The sequence below is a fragment of the Tessaracoccus aquimaris genome (genome assembly GCF_001997345.1).
GTDB classification, from domain to species: Bacteria; Actinomycetota; Actinomycetes; order Propionibacteriales; family Propionibacteriaceae; genus Arachnia; species Arachnia aquimaris.
This window is the reverse complement of record NZ_CP019606.1, coordinates 1,996,988-2,013,287: the sequence shown is the minus strand read 5'-3', so window position 1 is coordinate 2,013,287 and position 16,300 is coordinate 1,996,988. Positions and strand designations below refer to the sequence as shown.

Here is a 16,300-nt window from a genome sequence, read left to right as displayed (position 1 = left end):
AGGCCGGCTCAGTCGGCATCGACGATCTCGCAGAGCAACTGCCCCGCCGTGACTGCGTCGCCCGGGGCGACCGACAGGGACGCGATGACCCCGTCGCGGTGCGCGTTGAGCGGCTGCTCCATCTTCATGGCCTCGATCACGACGATCGCGTCGCCCTCGGAGACGCTCTGCCCCTCCTCGACGTTGACCTTGACGATGGTTCCCTGCATCGGCGTGGTGAGCGAGTTGCCGCTTGGCGCAGAGACCTTGCTCCCGCCGCGGTCGCGCCGCGTGGGGCGCTTGGCCGACTTGGGGGACTTGGCCCGCGCGCCCAGCCCGCCGGGCAACTTGACCTCCACGCGCTTGCCGTTGACCTCAACCGTGATGATCTCCGGCTCCAACTGGTCCTCGTCCTCGCCGAGCTCTCCGCTGTAGGGCGCCAGTTGGCCGGTGAAGTCCGTTTCGATCCAGCGGGTGTGCACGTCGAACGAGCCGCCCTCTGCGGTGTAGGCGGGGTCGGTGAGGACAGCGACGTGGAACGGGACCACCGTCGGCATCCCCTCGATCTTCAGTTCGGCCAACGCCCTGCGGGAGCGCTCGATGGCCTGCTCGCGGCTCGCGCCTGTCACGATCACCTTGGCGACCAGAGAGTCGAACGCGCCCGGCACAGTCATGCCCGCGTGGTAGCCCTCGTCGACGCGGACGCCGGGGCCGCTCGGGGCGTGCCACTTCGTCAGGGTGCCTGGTGCCGGCATGAAGTTGCGGCCCGGGTCCTCCGCGTTGATCCGGAACTCGATCGAGTGGCCGCGGATCTCTGGGTCGTCGTAGCCCAGTTCCTCGCCCGCGGCGATCCGGAACATCTCGCGCACCAGGTCGAGCCCGGTGACCTCCTCCGAGACCGGATGCTCGACCTGCAGGCGGGTGTTGACCTCGAGGAAGGAGATCGTGCCGTCGAGGCCGACGAGGAACTCGCAGGTGCCCGCGCCGACGTAGCCCGCCTCCTTGAGGATCTTCTTGCTCGACTCGTACAGCCGGGTCATCTGATCGTCGGTGAGGAACGGCGCGGGGGCCTCCTCGACAAGCTTCTGGTGGCGGCGCTGCAGCGAGCAGTCGCGCGTCGAGACGACCACCACGTTGCCGTGCGAGTCGGCCAGGCACTGCGTCTCGACGTGGCGCGGCTTGTCCAGGTAGCGCTCCACGAAGCACTCGCCCCTGCCGAACGCCGTCACGGCCTCGCGGGTGGCCGACTCGAACATGTCGGGCACCTCCTCGAGAGTCCGGGCGACCTTGAGGCCGCGGCCACCGCCGCCGAATGCCGCCTTGATGGCGATCGGCAGCCCGTGCTGCTCCGCGAACGAGACGACCTCAGCGGCGTTGGCGACAGGGTCGGCGGTGCCGGGAACCAGCGGCGCGCCGACCTTCTGCGCGATGTGGCGGGCCCGCACCTTGTCGCCGAGCGCCTCGATGGCCTCGGGTGGTGGGCCGATCCAGGTCAGGCCAGCGCCGATCACGGCGCGGGCGAAGTCGGCGTTCTCGGCAAGGAAGCCGTAGCCGGGGTGGACGGCGTCGGCGCCGGAGCGCTCCGCGACGCTGAGCAGTTTGTCGATGTTGAGATAGGTGTCGGCCGGGGTGGCGCCGTTGAGCGCGTAGGCCTCGTCGGCCAGAGGAACGAAGAGCGAGTCGGCATCCGAGTCGGCGTAGACCGCCACCGACCCGATTCCGGCGTCCCTGGCTGCGCGGATCACCCGCACGGCGATCTCTCCCCGGTTTGCGATCAGAACCTTCTGGATGGCCTCGTTGCCCACTGTGATCCTCCTGGCTTCGGACTAGGGGCGAGTCTAGTAGCCGCCCCGCCGTGTCGCGCGGCTTGGTCCAAAGGTTGTGCCAGTGTTGAGCACATGCCTACGCCCCCCTTCATCGTCGACCTCCGCGCCACGATCGGCCACGCGCCGCTGTGGCTGATGGGCGCCAACGCGCTCGTGGTTCGCGGCGATGAGGTGCTGCTTGTGAGGCGCTCCGACACGGGCGAGTGGGCTCCGATCAGCGGCATCGTCGACCCGGGCGAGCACCCGTCCGAGACGGCGGTTCGGGAGGCGCTCGAGGAGGCGGGCGTCGTCATCGAGGTCGAGCGACTGCTGTGGACGGTCGTGATGGAGGAGATCACCTACCCCAACGGCGACCGTTGCCGCTTCCTCGACCATGGCTTCCGGGCCCGCTGGATCTCGGGCGAGCCGTACGTCGCCGACGAGGAGTCGACCGAGGTGGCGTGGTTCCCGGTCGACGCGCTGCCCACCCCGCGTCAGGAACGCCTCGACGCGATGCTGCTGGTTGTCGAACAGGACCCGCGCGACGTCGTCTTCACCCTCTGAGCGGGCCCGCCCCCGCCGATGGCTAGGGGGAGTCGTCGGGGTCGTCGATCTTGGGCAGGATCCGGGTCTCGGTGAGGCGTTCGCGGGGGCGCTCCGGGTGGTCGAGCGCCAACGCGCTTCCTGGGGCCGCTGCCTCCTCCGTGCCGCCTGCGGATCGGCCGGACGGGGTGCCCTCGTGGTCGACGGCGGGTTGCTCCCCGGTGCGCAACTTCCGCTCGGCGGTCTTCTCCCGCTCGGCCATGTCCGCTGCGCTCGGCCCTGACATCTGGCGGTTGCGTTCCTCGGCCTCCGGGGAGCCGGAGTACAGCCGCGCCTCGGGGCTCTTCGACGACAGGGTGGTCTCGGCGGGGCTCTCCTGCTCGGGGCGTCCCTCGGGCTCGGCGTCGTCGTCCTTGCGGCGCTGCACCAGCCAGGAGGCGAGCCACTTCGGCAGCGCGCCCTCATCGTCGTCGTCTGCGTCGTCGACCTCGGCCGCCGGCATCAGTTGGGTCTGCTCGTCTGCCTGTTCCTTCTCCCACTCGTCGACGACCTTTTCGACGAAGTCCTCGCGCTCCTCGAACGTCGGCGCGGTGGTGGTCTCGGGCTCCAGCCTGGTGCGGGGGAGGGCGTAGACGGCGTGCTGCTGCAGCCAGTTGATCATCTCCTCGCGCACGTAGCAGCGCAGGTCCCACAGGTCGCCGGAGGTGGCGGCGGAGACGACGGCGCGCACCTTGACGTAGCCACCCGTCGAGTCGGTGACCTGCAGGTTGGCGCTGCGGCCGTCCCAGAGGTCGCTTGCGCGCACCAGTCGGATCAGTTCGACGCGCAGCGCCTCGACGGGGGCGAGCCAATCGAGGTCGAACTCGACGGTCCCGAGCAGTCGCGGCTCGCGGCGGGTCCAGTTCTCGAAAGCCGCGTTCGTGAAGGTCGAACTCGGCACGATCCAGCGGCGGTCGTCCCAGGTGCGCACCACGACGTAGGTGAGCGTGATCTCCTCGACCGAGCCCATCTGCTCGTTGAACACCACCAGGTCGCCGACGCGCAGCGCGTCGGAGAAGGCGATCTGCATGCCTGCGAAGATGTTCGACAGCGAGGACTGCGCCGCGAGGCCCGCCACGATCGACAGCAGGCCCGCGGAGGCGATCAGAGACGTGCCGACGGCCCGGAAGGCGGGGAAGGTCAGCAGCGCCCCGGCCAGCGCGCACAGCCACACCAGGGCGATCAACACCCGGTCGATGACCTGCATCTGGGTGCGCACCCGGCGGTAGTGCGGCGTTTCTTCCGCGGAGTCGTCGGAGTCGCGGTGCAGTATCGAGCCCTCGACGGCGCGGATCAGGCTGGTCAGCAGCAGCGCGCTCGCCAGGATCATCACGATCGTGAAGACCTGGACGAACACGGGCCGCCACTCGGGCGAGGGCGCGTAGGCGGACGGGGCGGTGGCGATCAGCACCGCGACCCCACCGCCGAGCAGCATCATGAACACCCGCACCGCGACGCGCATGTGGCGGATGACAAGGCGCAGCCTCTCGCGGCGCCGGATGATGAGGCGGGTCACCAGCGAGATCACGATCGAGACGGCACCGCCGATCACCACGCCGAGCGCGCCCCAGCCGATGACGGTCAGCGTGTCGAGCGCACTTTCCTCAGGCATGCTGCCGAGCCTAGTCCGATCCGATCAGCGATCGGTGCGAAGAGTCAGTGCCGCGTACCCCTTCGACGCCGTGAAGGCGCCCTGCCAGCCGCCGCCCTCGAAGATCAGCGAGTTCTGAGCGTCGCCCGTGATGGTGAAGCCCAGCGTCGGGAGCGTGCGGCGCAGGTAGTCAGCGACCTCAAGGGCGTCGGGTGCCGTCATCACGACGGTGATGTTGTTGGCGGAGTCGACCCGGTCCGAGATCTCCGCGCCGCGCGGAACGGACAAACCCTCGGGGGCGTTGCCGAAGCCGAGGTCGCGCAGCGCCTGGCCGTCCTCGGGCACCGCCGCGGCCGTCAGGCTCGACGGCGGGGGCGTGACCGGGTCGACGGCAGCGGCCGCGCAGCCAGTCAGGGCGAGGGCGGCGGTCAAGCCGATCAGGATCCGGTGCACGCCGCAACTCTACAGATGGAACCCGAACGCGCAGTGCCGGACATTTCCCGGTATCAGCGACGAAAGGGATGAGGAATGCACGCACAGGCACGTCCGCCCCAAGGCGACGACATGATGGTCCTCATGGACGATGACAGCCTATGGGAGGACCTCCGCTCGGGCGACGAGGCCGCGTTCAGGCGGCTCTTCGAGCGGCACTCCCGAGCCGTCTACAACGTCGCCTTCCGGCACTCCGCCTCCTGGGCGACCGCAGAGGAGGCCACCCAGCTCTGCTTCGCGGGCGTCTGGCGTCGCGCGACCGCGGGCACGCTGTCCCAGGTGAATCCGGGCGCCGTGCGGGCCTGGCTCTGCGCCGTCGGTCGCAACGAGGCCCGCAACCTCGTCCGCTCCGCGGGCAGGAGGCTGCGGCTCGTCGAGCGGATCGAGGCCCAACCGTCGAGGACCGCGGCAGACAACGTGGGCCAATGGCTCGCGCATGAGGAGTCGATGCGCCGCATCAACCACGTGCTTGACCGGTTGCCCGACGCGCAGCGCCAGGTCGTCGAACTGGTCGCCTGGGGCGGCTGCACCATGGCCGAGGTCGGCGAGGCCCTCGGGGTGCCCGTCGGCACCGTCAAGTCCCGGCTCGCCCGGGCACGCGCGACACTCGCGACCACCGAGGTCGCCCATCTGCTTGGTGAGGAGAACTGAGATGACCATGCTTCCCCCCGAACGTGATCTGCCCGGCGCCGACCGGATGGTCGAGGAGATCATCGCCGGCGTCGAACCGGTGCGCACCGAGGCCCCAAGCCGCCGCCCGTGGGTGATCCTTGGCGCCGCTGCCGCCGTCGCGCTCGTCGTCGGCGGGGTGTTTGCGGTGCAGGGGCTGCGCGGCGGCACCTCGCCCGCCGAACCCGCGCCCCCGACCGTCACCGCGACCCCTCCGACCGGCGCGCCCACCCCCGCGACGCCAACCGCCTCGCCGTCGGCCGAGCCGAGCGAGACGCCCCAGCCGAGCGAGACGGCCACGCCCCAACAGAGCGAGACGGCCAGCCCGAACCCGGGGCCGACGGAGACCGCCACCCCCGTTGACACCTCCGACCGACCGACCGGGCCCGTCACGCTGACCGCGGTGCTCGGCGAGACGGTCAGGACCCGCTACTTCGACGTCACCGTCAAGGACCTGACCGCGGATGGGGACGGCACCGCATGGGCGGCCGACGTCACGGTCTGCTACGTCGCGCCCCAGCCCGACGCCAATGCCGACGGCACGACCCGCACGAGCACCGATCCCTGGTTCTTCGAGGTCATCGACGGCGAGACGGGCAAGGCATCCGGGTTCCACGGCGTCGCCGAGTTCCCACCGTCGGAGAACTGGTCGCCGAGGTACCAGGAGCGCCTCCTGAAGGTCGGCGAGTGCAACTCCGGCTGGGTCGCAGTCGCGCCAGGCAACCCGGACCTGGTACTGCCGACCCTTCGCTACTCGCCAGCCGACTTCGGCGACGAGATCCTGTGGAGGTTCCCGCACTGAGTACTCGGCGCCGGGCGGCGGACGAGGAGCCTCCGCCCGACGCCGGGACAGGCGCCGGTATCAGCCGAGCGTCGGGGCCCAGAGGGACTGCCAGGGGACGCCCAGGTCGATCACCATCTGCCGGGTGAGTGGCAGCGACAGGCCGATCACGTTGTACGGATCGCCGACGATGGAGGTCACGAACGCCGCACCCCGGCCGTCGATCGTGAACCCGCCCGCGACGCGCTGCGGTTCGCCGGTCGCGGCGTAGGCCGCGATCTCCTCGTCTGAGACGTCTGCGAAGCTCACCTTCGTCGAGCCGACCGCGCACGCGGACCTCAGGTCGTCGCCCGTGCGGACGGCGACGTAGTGGCCCGAGTGCAGCAGGCCGTCGCGGCCACGCATGATCTGCCAGCGGGCGATCGCCGCCTCCGCGGTGCCCGGCTTGCCGTGCGCCCTGCCCTCGAACTCGAGCACCGAATCGCAGGCGAACAGCACGAAGTCGCCCTCCAACTGGGGGACGACGGTCTCGCCCTTCGCGGTGGCGAGCCGCTGCGCGAGGCTCGTCGGAACGGGGTCGCGCACCTGATGCTCGTCGAACCCGGACACGATCACCTCCGGGTCGAGCCCTGCGCGCTGCAGGACCGCGAGCCGGCCGGGCGACTTCGAGGCGAGGATGACCCGCATGTCAGAGGCGGTGGTAGGTGCGCCAGGCGTCCCGGCCGCCGACCAGCGGTCGGCGCAGCACGCGGTAGTACGACTTCCAGCCGCCCGCTAGGGGGCGGTCGTCGGCGGAGCGCAGCCTCTCCTCGCGGGTCGAGGCCATCAGCGCGGCGGCGACAGCCGCGATCTCCTCCTCGGTGAGGTTCGCCTTCGAGAAGCTGAGCGTCGGCTCGTTCTCATCCGTCATAGCGGGATGTTCCCGTGCTTCTTGGGCGGGATCGTGGCCCGCTTGGTGCGCAGCAGCCTGAGCGCCCGGATCACCTGCGCGCGCGTCTCGTGCGGGTAGATGACCTGGTCGACGTAGCCGCGGTCGGCGGCCACGTACGGGTTGGTCAGTTCGTCGTCGTACTCCTGGACGAGGCGGGCGCGCTCCGCATCGGGGTCGGCCGCCTCCGCCAACTGCTTGCGGTAGAGGATGTTGACGGCGCCCTGCGCGCCCATCACCGCGATCTGCGCCGTCGGCCACGCGAAGTTGATGTCGGCGCCCAGCGACTTGGACCCCATCACCAGGTAGGCGCCGCCGTAGGCCTTGCGGGTCACGACGGTCAGCAGCGGCACCGTCGCCTCGGAGTAGGCGTAGATCAGCTTCGCGCCGCGTCGGATGATGCCGTTGTGCTCCTGGTCGACGCCGGGGAGGAAGCCGGGCACGTCCACGAAGGTGAGCACGGGGATGTTGAACGCGTCGCAGGTACGCACGAACCGTGCCGCCTTCTCGGCGGAGTCGATGTCGAGGCAGCCTGCAAGCACCGTCGGCTGGTTCGCGACGATCCCGATCGAGCGGCCCTCGATGCGGCCGAACCCGACGATGATCGAGCCTGCGAACAGGGCCATCACCTCGAGGAACTCGTCGTCGTCGAGGACATTGCGGATCAGGTCGCGCATGTCGTAGGGCTGGTTGGCCGCGTCGGGGATCAGTTGGTCGAGGCGACGGTCGTGGTCCGTGATTGTCAGGTCGACCTCCTCCTCGTCGTAGATCGGCGGATCCTCCAGGTTGTTCTGCGGCAGGTAGCTGAGCAGTTCGCGCACGTACTCGATGGCGTCGGCCTCGTCGGCGGCCAGGTAGTGCGCGTTGCCGGACTTGGTGTTGTGGGTGCGGCCGCCGCCCAACTCCTCCATGGAGACGTCCTCGCCGGTGACGGTCTTGATCACCTCCGGGCCCGTGATGAACATCTGCGAGGTCTTGTCGACCATCACGACGAAATCGGTCAGCGCAGGCCCGTACACGTGGCCGCCCGCAGCCGCCCCCATGATCAGCGAGATCTGCGGGATGACGCCGGAGGCGAGCGTGTTACGGCGGAAGATCTCGCCGTAGAGGGCAAGCGAGACCACACCCTCCTGGATGCGGGCGCCGCCGCCCTCGTTGATGCCGATCAGCGGCACGCCCGTCTTGAGCGCGAAGTCCTGGATCTTGACGATCTTCTCGCCGTAGACCTGTCCGAGGGCGCCGCCGAAGATGGTCACGTCCTGGCTGAAGATGCACACCGGGCGACCGTGGATCGAGCCGGTGCCCGTGATCACGCCGTCGCCGAACGGCCGCTTGGCGTCCATCCCGAACGCCGTCGAGCGGTGCCGGGAGAACTGGTCGAACTCGGCGAAGCTTCCCTCGTCCAGCAGCGCCATGACGCGCTCTCGCGCGGTCATCTTGCCCTTGGCGTGCTGCTTCTCGACGGCCGCGGCGGAACCCGCGTGAATGGCCTCGTCGATGCGCACCCCGAGATTGGCGATCCGACCGGCGGTGGTGTGGATGTCGATCTCCATGCGTGTCACCTTAGCGCCGGGGAGCCTGACCTCGACCGATGCTCAGCGAATTGGTTTCCTACTATGAACCCATGAATGCGACCATTCCGAGCGCCCGCGAGATCCACCGATCGGTGACCCGCGACGGCGCCCGCGACACGTTGTTCGACCGGATCGAGGTGACCGCTTCGACCGGTTCCACCAACGCGGACCTGGCGGCGCTGGCACGGCAGGGCGACGACCGGACCATCGCGCTGGTCGCCATGGAGCAGACGGCGGGGCGGGGCCGCCTCGACCGGCAGTGGGTCAGCCCGCCAGGAGCGTCCATCTCGCTCTCCCTGCTGCTCAAGCCGAGGCCCGAGTTCCAGCAGTGGGGCTGGCTGTCGATCCTCGCGGGGCTGGCGGTGTCGTCCGCGCTTGCCGACCTGACGCCGGACCCCTCCCGCGTCACCCTGAAGTGGCCCAACGACGTCCTGATCGGCGGCGCGAAGGTGTGCGGCATCCTCTCGGAGCGCATCGAACGCCCCGACGGCGCCCGCGCGGTCGTCGGGATGGGCATCAACGTGTCCCTGACCCGCGCGCAACTTCCCGTCCCGACCGCGACCTCGCTCGCTCTTGAGGGCCTGCCCACCGAGCCCGAGCCCATCATCGCTGGGGTGCTTCGCCACTTCGAGGACTACTACTCCACCTGGTCGCTCAGCGGCGACCTGCGCGAGGTCTACGAGGCCCGCTGCGCCTCGATCGGCGCGCCGCTGACAGTGGTGGTCGACGCCGAGACGAGCGTCGACGGTGTCGGAAGGGGAGTTGACGCGTTCGGCCGGCTCCAGGTGGCGACCGCCACCGGCATTCAGACCTTCGCCGTCGGGGACGTGGTGCACGCACGCCTGGGCCGTTAGGCGTGCCAGACTGTCCCATGGCGATCAGCAAGGACCAACTCGGTCAGGACGAGAACATCGTGCTCAGCGTGCGCACGCACGGGAAGGCGCTCATCGTGCCTGCCATCATCCTCATCGTGCTGGGGGCGCTGCTCGGGCTGGCCATCGCGTTCTTCCCGGCCAACATGCAGCCGTGGGCGACCTACGCGTCGATCGGCGTCGCGCTGATCCTGTTCGTGTGGCTCGTGCTGCTGCCGTTCCTGCGCTGGGTGACGTCGACCTACACCATCACCGACCGGCGCGTCATCACGCGGCGAGGCATCATCAACAAGACGGGCCACGACCTGCCGCTGCGCCGGATCAACAACGTCAACTACGAGCGCTCGCTGCTCGACCGGATGCTCGGCTGCGGCACGCTGGTGCTCGAGACCGCCGCCGGGCAGCCCTTGGTGCTCCCCGACGTCCCCGGCGTCGAGCGGGTGCATGTGACCATCACGGAACTGCTGTTCGCCGTCCACGAGGACAGCGACGACTGAGGCCCACCTCTGGGGGCCCTGTTAGGCTGCCCGGGTGACCCGCCGCTACACAGTCGCCATCGCAGGGGGCGGGCAACTCGCCCGCATGATGCAGCAGGCCGCCATCCCGCTCGGGATCGACGTGCGGTTGCTCGCCGAGGGGCCCGACGTCTCCGCAGCCCAGGTCGTCCCCCTCACAACGGTCGGCGACTACCGCGACCTCGACACGCTGCTCGCCTTCGTCGACGGTGCCGACGCGCTCACCTTCGATCACGAGCATGTGCCGACGGCCCATCTCGAACGGCTCGCGGAACTGGTCGCCGTCCGACCTGGGGCCGAGGCGCTGGTGTTCGCGCAGGACAAGGCCCGGATGCGCGCCCGGATGACGGAGTTGGGGGTCGCCTGCCCCCGCTACGCCATCTGCGACACCCCCGCCGACCTCGCGGCGTTCGGGGACGAGTTCGGCTGGCCCATCATCGCCAAGACCTCCCGCGGCGGGTACGACGGCAAGGGCGTCTGGAAACTGGACGACGCGACCCAGGCAGGCGAGCCCTTCGAGGGCCTCGCGGAGACCTCCGCGGGGGAGAAGGTGCTGATCGTCGCCGAGGAGTTCATCGACTTCAGCCGCGAGTTGAGCGCCATCGTCGTGCGCAGCCCCTCCGGCCAGGTCGTCGCCTACCCGATCAGCGAGACGCGCCAGGCCGACGGCATCTGCGTCGAGACGATCACCCCGGCGCCCGCTCTCGACGACGACGAGGCCAGCCGACTACAGGAGATGGCGATCCGGATCGCCACGGAGTTGGGCGTGGTCGGCGTGCTCGCCGTCGAACTGATGCAGGCCCGCGACGGACGCATCGTCGTCAACGAACTCGCCATGCGGCCCCACAACACGGGCCACTGGAGCATCGACGGGGCCCGCACCAGCCAGTTCGAGAACCACATCCGCGCCGTGCTCGACCTGCCGCTCGGCTCTCCCGAACTGCGCGACCCCGTCGTCGTGATGGCCAACGTGCTCGGCGGGGCCGAGGAGGACCTCACCGGGGCGCTGCAGCACGTCTTCGCCCGCGACCGCGCGGCCCGCGTCCACCTGTACGGCAAGGAGGTCAAGGCTGGCCGTAAGGTCGGGCATGTGACCTGCGCCGGCACCGACGTCGACGACGTGCGTCGCCGCGCCTGGCACGCCGCCAACTACCTGATGGGAGACCCCAATGCCTGATCCGCTCGTCTCGATCGTGATGGGGTCGGACTCCGACTGGCCGACCATGAGCGCCGCCGCCGACGCGCTTGCCGAGTTCGGCATCGAGTACGAGGCCGACGTGATCTCCGCGCACCGGATGCCCGAGGACATGGTGCGCTACGGCCGGGAGGCCCACGAGCGCGGCCTCAAGGTGATCATCGCCGGGGCCGGGGGAGCGGCCCACCTGCCCGGCATGCTCGCCGCGCTGACCCCGCTGCCGGTGATCGGCGTCCCGGTGGCCCTGAAGTACCTCGACGGCATGGACTCGCTGCTGTCGATCGTGCAGATGCCAGCCGGGGTTCCCGTGGCCACCGTCGCGATCGGCAACGCCCGCAACGCTGGCCTGCTCGCCGCCCGGATGCTCGCCACCTCGGACGAGGCGCTGCTTGAGCGGATGCTCGACTTCCAGGAGAGGCTGCGCGACGCCGCCCACGCCAAGGGGCGCGTCGTCCGCGACTCGGTGAACTGACCCCACAACGACGACGGTGCCCGGTGGCTCAAGGCCACCGGGCACCGTCTCTCGTTTCTCAGCCGCGCCGCGTCACTTGAACGTGACCTGCAGCGCGCCCTCCTGGTAGTGGTCGGCGGTCGGGTTGCTGACCATGCCGATCGCGGTGATCGGGTCGAGCGCCTCGGAGAACTCGTCTCCCGCCGAGCCGATCATGTCCTGGTAGAACGACTGCGACTTCAGGCCCTCGATGTTGATGTAGAGCAGCCCCGCCGCCTTGCCGTCGACGACCTGCTTGAAGCCGTCGAGGTCGCCCAGCTTCGAGCCGGGGTTGGCGATCGCGTCGGTGTCCTGGCCGAACGCCACCAGGCCGTTGTCGCCGTCCTGGCCGACGGTCAGCGGGAACTCGGGGCTGCTGCCCGCGGCCTCGGCGATCTTGTCGAGGATCTGCTTCTGCTTGGCGGCGTCCTCGGTCTCGAGCTTCGCGCCGACCACGGGGCTCTCGCCGTCGATGCCGACCGTCAGGCCGACCTTCTTGCCGATCAGGGCCTTGAGGTCCTGCGGGCCGGTGATGCCGAACTGGGCGAGCGACTCGGCGGCGTTCTGGGACTCGGCGAGCTTCCAGTACTGCTCGAACATCTCGTCGTTGGTGCCGAGCGCGGCCACCAGTAGCGCGTCGCCCGAGAGGTCCTTGGCGAAGGCCGCCACGTCGTCGGAGCTAGTCTCCGGGGCGTTGGGCGTCTGGACGGCGTACTGCATCGACAGCTTGTTCTCGCTCACCTTGAGGCCGATCGCACCGTGGGTGCCCTGCAGCGTCTTGGTGTCGATGCCGCTGGCGTCGACACCGCTGGTGTCCTCGGCCTGCGCGATCGCCGCGTCGATCATCGCCGGGCCGAACCATGCGCTCGCGAGGCTGTTGTCGCCGATCTTGGCCATGTCGGCCTTGTACTGCTCGGAGTCCGCCAGGGACGCCTTCTTGATGTCGGCCACGTCGATGGTCGAGCTCGCCTCAGTGACGACCATCAGGTTGTCGATGAACTGGACCTTCGTGTCCTCGGCCTCGGCCTTGACGAAGGCCTCCGCCTTGCCCTTGTCCGTGGTCTCGACTGCGAACACGTAGTTGCTCTCGTCGTTCATGTCCTCCGAGGTGGTGCCGACGATGCCCGCCGCGAAGGAGTCGCCGAGCCACGGCTCGACCTCGGAGTAGTCCGGCATGTCCGGGGACTCCTTGGCCAGCACGTTCCACAGCGCCTGCTTGTAGTCGCCGCCGAAGTCCTCATCGGTCTTCAGAGACGGGTACTTGTCGATGATGCCCTTCAGCGCCAGCTTGTCCGCATTGGCGGGGGCGAGGTTGACCTCGAACGCAAACGCGACGTCGGCGGGAAGGCCCTTGGCCGCCGCGGGCGTCGAGCCCTTGAAGAAGAACATGCCGACGCCGATCCCGGCCGCGATCAGCGCGAGCGCCACGACGCCGGCGATGATGTACTTCGCCTTCGACTTCTGCTGGGTCGGTGCGCCGCCCGTCATGGCCTGCTGGGGGCCGTTCTGCTGGCCGAAGCCCTGCTGGGGACCCTGCTGGCCGAAGCCCTGCTGGGGACCGTTCTGCTGGCCGAAGCCCTGCTGGGGACCGTTCTGCTGGCCGAAGCCCTGCTGGGGACCCTGCTGACCGAAGCCCTGCTGGGGACCGTTCTGCTGGCCGTAGCCCTGGCCCGGGCCCTGCGGGGGGTGCTGGCCGAAGTTCTGCTGGGGGCCGTTCTGGCCGAAGCCCTGCTGGGGCTGCCCGCCCTGGTACCCGGGCTGCTGGCCCTGCTGGGGGCCGTTCCACGGCTGGCCGGGGCCCTGGGGGCCGCCCTGCCATCCGGAATTCGGAGGGGTCTGGCTCACGTTTTCGTCTCCTCTAAGAGGGCGGATTGATCTTGTCAATAGTAGGGACGACGTGGCTCAGGACCAGTGGCCGAAGGTACGTTCCGTGTCACACCACGGTCTCTTCGGCTACTTTCGGTACTTCTCAAGCGACGTGGTGTCGCCCGAGGCGATCGCCGCGAAGACCTGCGAGCTCGCGTCCTTGTCCCAGCGCATCACGGACCCCAGCCCGCTCACCCTGGCGTTGGGGTCAGAGACCGGGACGGTCATCGAGATGCCCTTGCCCGTCATGATCGACAGGAACCCGCTGCCCGCAGCGCCCATCGCGCCGAGGCCCGTGTCGTCGCCGCGGGCGAGCGACTTCGAGGCCGCCATGTTCAGTTGCCAGTAGCGCACCGGGTTCAGCACGCTCATCGGGCTGAGCACCTTCTTGCCGATCGCGCCGATCACCTCGCGCTGCCGCTCCATGCGGCCGAGGTCGCCGCGCGGGTCAGCCTTGCGCATCCGGACGTAGCCGAGCGCCGTGACCCCGTCGACCGTCTGGCAGCCCTTGGCGAGCTTCAGGTGGGAGTCCCTGTCGTCGATGTCGAACGTCGGGCAGACCTCGATGCCTCCGACGGCGTCGACCATGTCGACGACGCCGACGAATCCGACCTCCAGGTACCCGTCGACCCGGATGCCCGTGTTGTGTTCCACGGTCTCGACGAGCAGTGGCGCGCCCCCGAAGGCGTAGGCGGCGTTGAGCTTGTTCTGCTTGCGGCCGGGGATCTCGACCAGCGAGTCGCGGGGCAGGGACAGCAGCACCGGCTCACCATTGGTCGGCACGTGCAGCAGCATCATGGTGTCGGTGCGCCGACCCTCGGTGCTTCCGGTGCCGAGTTCCTTGCGTTCCTCGTCGGTGAGGTTCTCTCGGGCGTCCGAGCCGACAAGCAGCAGGGTGGTGCCTGGCTGCTCGGCGGGGCGCTCACCCGCGGGGGCGCTCTCGACCTTTGTGCCGATGGTCCAGGCGTAGATGGGTGTCCCGATCAGGAACAGCAGCCAGGCGAGCAGCAGGAAGCCGATCGTCTTGAGCACCGGGCGGCGGCGACGCCGACGCTTCCGCGGTGGGGGACCTGCGGGGGCGGGCTGCGACGGCGGGGGACCGGTCGGCGGCCGCTGAGAGCCGCCGGTCGCGGTCGCGGGATCGCCGGGGTAGCCGCCCTGCGCTTCCTGCGGTGCCTGCGGTCGACGCGAGTCGGCGCGCCTGATCCCCTCAATCTCGTCGGGGCGCATGACAGCGGTGTGTTCTGGCTCCTCGCTGCGGTACAGCCAGTCCATGTCCTCTTCGCGTGGCGTCATCTCGCCTCCCTCCGAGGGACAACCCTACTGAAGGGTCGAAACCGGGCAGGGTCGGCGTGGCGGCGCCGCTGGCCCGGAGGGTTGGGGTGAGACTGGGAGCCGCACCCTTCCCCGAGGAGCCGACACGTGTCAACCGCCATGCCGACCGAGGCCCAGCGCGTCCAAGCGCGCCGTGCCTTCGGTTTCGTCCTGATGTCTGCTGCCCTTCCAGGCTCCGTGCAGAGTTTCGCCGGGAACCAGCGGATCGGCAGGATCGCCACCCGCGTGTACGGGGCGGTGGCCGTCGTCGTGGTGATCGCACTGCTCGGCCTGCTGTTCGCCCGCGGGTTCACCGTCGGGCTGCTGCTGACACCCGCGGTCGCGACCGTCGCGAAGGTCGGGCTGTGGCTGCTGTTCGCTGGCTGGGTGCTGCTGCTCCTCGACGCGTGGCGGCTGTCCAAGCCGCTGCGGCTCGCGCAGCGCGGACGCCTCGGCCTCACCATCACCGCGGTCGTACTGATCCTCGGCCTCGGCGGCGTCACGGGGCTCGCCGCCAGCGCCATGACGGGCGCCGCCAACGTCGGCGAGGTCTTCCAGGGCGGGGGAGACACCGATGAGAAGGCGGGCCGCTACAACATCCTGCTGCTGGGCGCCGACGCGTCCGCCAAGCGCGAGGGCCTGCGGCCCGACTCCATCAACGTCGCCTCCATCGACGCCGCGACGGGCCGTACGGTGCTGTTCGGGCTGCCCCGCAACATGCAGCGGGTGCCGTTCCCCGAGTCGTCCCCGCTGCACGAGAAGTACCCGCAGGGGTTTGTGTGCGAGGACGGCGGCTGCATGCTCAACGGCATCTGGACCCTCGGCGAGGACAACAAGGACCTGTACCCGGGTAAGAACGCCGGGCTGGAGGCCACCAAGGAGGCCGTCAGCGAGATCCTGGGCCTCGACCTCAACTACTACGCCATGGTCGACATGGGCGGCTTCAAGTCCCTGATCGACGCCATGGGCGGCATCCGGCTCGACATCGCGAAGCCGATCCCCGTGGGCGGCGTCAGCACCAAGATCTCCCGCTACATCGAGCCGGGCAAGAACCGGCTCCTGAACGGCAACGACGCCCTCTGGTTCGCCCGCTCCCGCGCGGAGAGCAACGACTACGAGCGGATGGTGCGCCAGAAGTGCGTCATGACGGCCATGGTGCGCCAACTCGACCCGGGGACGGTCGCCACCAAGTTCGTCGACCTGTCGAAGGCGAGCAAGGACATCCTGAGCACCGACGTGCCCTCCGGCGAGGTCGTCAAACTCGCGGAACTGGCCCTCAAGGTCAAGGACCAGAAGATCGCGTCGGTGAACTTCACCCCGCCGATGATCGTCTCGGCACACCCCGACTTCGCGCTGATCCGCAGCACCGTCAAGGACAAGATCGAGGCCTCGGAGAAGCTCGGCGACGGCAAGGACGGCACGCCGCCCAGCGGGGCGCCCACCCCCACAACGAAGCCGACCACCAGCGCCGATCCAGGGGACAAGAAGAGCGAACAGCCCGCGGACAAGGCGAGCGCCAAGCCGACCAGGAAGGCAACGGCCAAGCCGACCGCCGACCCGACCGCGTCGGCCTCCGACGAGGCCCCCTATACCGAGACCTCCGACCTCGACGCCGTCTGCTCCGTCAGCGCCTGACCCGCTAGAGTG

At 69.5% G+C, this 16,300-nt stretch carries 16 protein-coding genes; 8 read left to right on the top strand and 8 right to left on the bottom strand.

Annotation, left to right across the window (positions count from 1 at the left end):
* Positions 1-8: 8 nt before the first annotated feature.
* Positions 9-1,784, bottom strand: coding sequence for an acetyl/propionyl/methylcrotonyl-CoA carboxylase subunit alpha (locus tag BW730_RS09465; protein WP_226996673.1), 1,776 nt, complete (start codon positions 1,782-1,784; stop codon positions 9-11).
* Positions 1,785-1,877: 93 nt separating this feature from the next.
* Between BW730_RS09465 and BW730_RS09460 the strand changes: the two genes are divergently transcribed.
* On the top strand, positions 1,878-2,348 hold the full coding sequence (locus BW730_RS09460) for an NUDIX hydrolase (RefSeq protein WP_077686023.1): 471 nt from the start codon (positions 1,878-1,880) through the stop codon (positions 2,346-2,348).
* Between the two features lie 22 nt (positions 2,349-2,370).
* On the opposite strand, the gene BW730_RS09455 is transcribed toward BW730_RS09460, so the two are convergent.
* Both BW730_RS09455 and BW730_RS09450 read right to left on the bottom strand, forming a co-directional pair.
* Entirely contained in the window at positions 2,371-3,978 is a 1,608-nt protein-coding gene (locus BW730_RS09455; protein WP_077686022.1) for a mechanosensitive ion channel family protein, read from the bottom strand.
* Between the two features lie 24 nt (positions 3,979-4,002).
* Positions 4,003-4,410 carry a lipoprotein gene (locus BW730_RS09450; RefSeq protein ID WP_077686021.1) on the bottom strand — a complete coding sequence of 136 codons (408 nt, stop codon included), beginning with the start codon at positions 4,408-4,410 and terminating at the stop codon, positions 4,003-4,005.
* 111 nt (positions 4,411-4,521) lie between these two features.
* Here BW730_RS09450 and BW730_RS09445 point away from each other — a divergent pair, with 111 nt between their 5' ends.
* Both BW730_RS09445 and BW730_RS18525 read left to right on the top strand, forming a co-directional pair.
* On the top strand, positions 4,522-5,100 hold the full coding sequence (locus BW730_RS09445) for an RNA polymerase sigma factor (RefSeq protein WP_158522572.1): 579 nt from the start codon (positions 4,522-4,524) through the stop codon (positions 5,098-5,100).
* 1 nt (position 5,101) lies between these two features.
* The gene (locus BW730_RS18525; protein WP_077686019.1) at positions 5,102-5,920 is read left to right on the top strand and encodes a hypothetical protein; all 819 of its coding nucleotides are present in this window, start codon (positions 5,102-5,104) and stop codon (positions 5,918-5,920) included.
* 60 nt (positions 5,921-5,980) lie between these two features.
* On the opposite strand, the gene BW730_RS09435 is transcribed toward BW730_RS18525, so the two are convergent.
* The 3 genes from BW730_RS09435 to BW730_RS09425 are packed head-to-tail and all read right to left on the bottom strand — an operon-like array spanning position 5,981 to position 8,380.
* Entirely contained in the window at positions 5,981-6,586 is a 606-nt protein-coding gene (locus tag BW730_RS09435; RefSeq protein WP_077686018.1) for a Maf family protein, read from the bottom strand.
* Position 6,587: 1 nt separating this feature from the next.
* Positions 6,588-6,809: an acyl-CoA carboxylase epsilon subunit gene (locus BW730_RS09430; protein ID WP_077686017.1), complete on the bottom strand. Its 222-nt coding sequence runs from the start codon at positions 6,807-6,809 to the stop codon at positions 6,588-6,590.
* Entirely contained in the window at positions 6,806-8,380 is a 1,575-nt protein-coding gene (locus tag BW730_RS09425) for an acyl-CoA carboxylase subunit beta (protein WP_077686016.1), read from the bottom strand. The genes BW730_RS09430 and BW730_RS09425 overlap by 4 nt, the downstream gene beginning before the upstream one ends.
* Before the next feature lie 71 nt (positions 8,381-8,451).
* Between BW730_RS09425 and BW730_RS09420 the strand changes: the two genes are divergently transcribed.
* The 4 genes from BW730_RS09420 (at position 8,452) to purE (ending at position 11,455) form a co-directional block, all read left to right on the top strand.
* Entirely contained in the window at positions 8,452-9,255 is an 804-nt protein-coding gene (locus BW730_RS09420; protein WP_158522570.1) for a biotin--[acetyl-CoA-carboxylase] ligase, read from the top strand.
* A gap of 17 nt (positions 9,256-9,272) precedes the next feature.
* On the top strand, positions 9,273-9,770 hold the full coding sequence (locus tag BW730_RS09415) for a PH domain-containing protein (RefSeq protein WP_077686014.1): 498 nt from the start codon (positions 9,273-9,275) through the stop codon (positions 9,768-9,770).
* A gap of 85 nt (positions 9,771-9,855) precedes the next feature.
* Positions 9,856-10,965, top strand: a complete 1,110-nt coding sequence (locus BW730_RS09410; protein WP_237268041.1) for a 5-(carboxyamino)imidazole ribonucleotide synthase — start codon at positions 9,856-9,858, stop codon at positions 10,963-10,965.
* Positions 10,958-11,455: a 5-(carboxyamino)imidazole ribonucleotide mutase gene (gene purE / locus BW730_RS09405; protein WP_077686012.1), complete on the top strand. Its 498-nt coding sequence runs from the start codon at positions 10,958-10,960 to the stop codon at positions 11,453-11,455. The genes BW730_RS09410 and purE overlap by 8 nt, the downstream gene beginning before the upstream one ends.
* A gap of 72 nt (positions 11,456-11,527) precedes the next feature.
* Here purE and BW730_RS18795 read toward each other — a convergent pair whose 3' ends face one another.
* Both BW730_RS18795 and BW730_RS09395 read right to left on the bottom strand, forming a co-directional pair.
* Positions 11,528-13,318, bottom strand: coding sequence for a hypothetical protein (locus BW730_RS18795; protein ID WP_193432338.1), 1,791 nt, complete (start codon positions 13,316-13,318; stop codon positions 11,528-11,530).
* Between the two features lie 108 nt (positions 13,319-13,426).
* The gene (locus BW730_RS09395) at positions 13,427-14,635 is read right to left on the bottom strand and encodes an LCP family protein (RefSeq protein WP_077686011.1); all 1,209 of its coding nucleotides are present in this window, start codon (positions 14,633-14,635) and stop codon (positions 13,427-13,429) included.
* A gap of 126 nt (positions 14,636-14,761) precedes the next feature.
* On the opposite strand from BW730_RS09395, the gene BW730_RS09390 reads away from it, so the two are divergent.
* Positions 14,762-16,288: an LCP family protein gene (locus BW730_RS09390; protein ID WP_077686010.1), complete on the top strand. Its 1,527-nt coding sequence runs from the start codon at positions 14,762-14,764 to the stop codon at positions 16,286-16,288.
* Positions 16,289-16,300 lie beyond the last annotated feature (12 nt).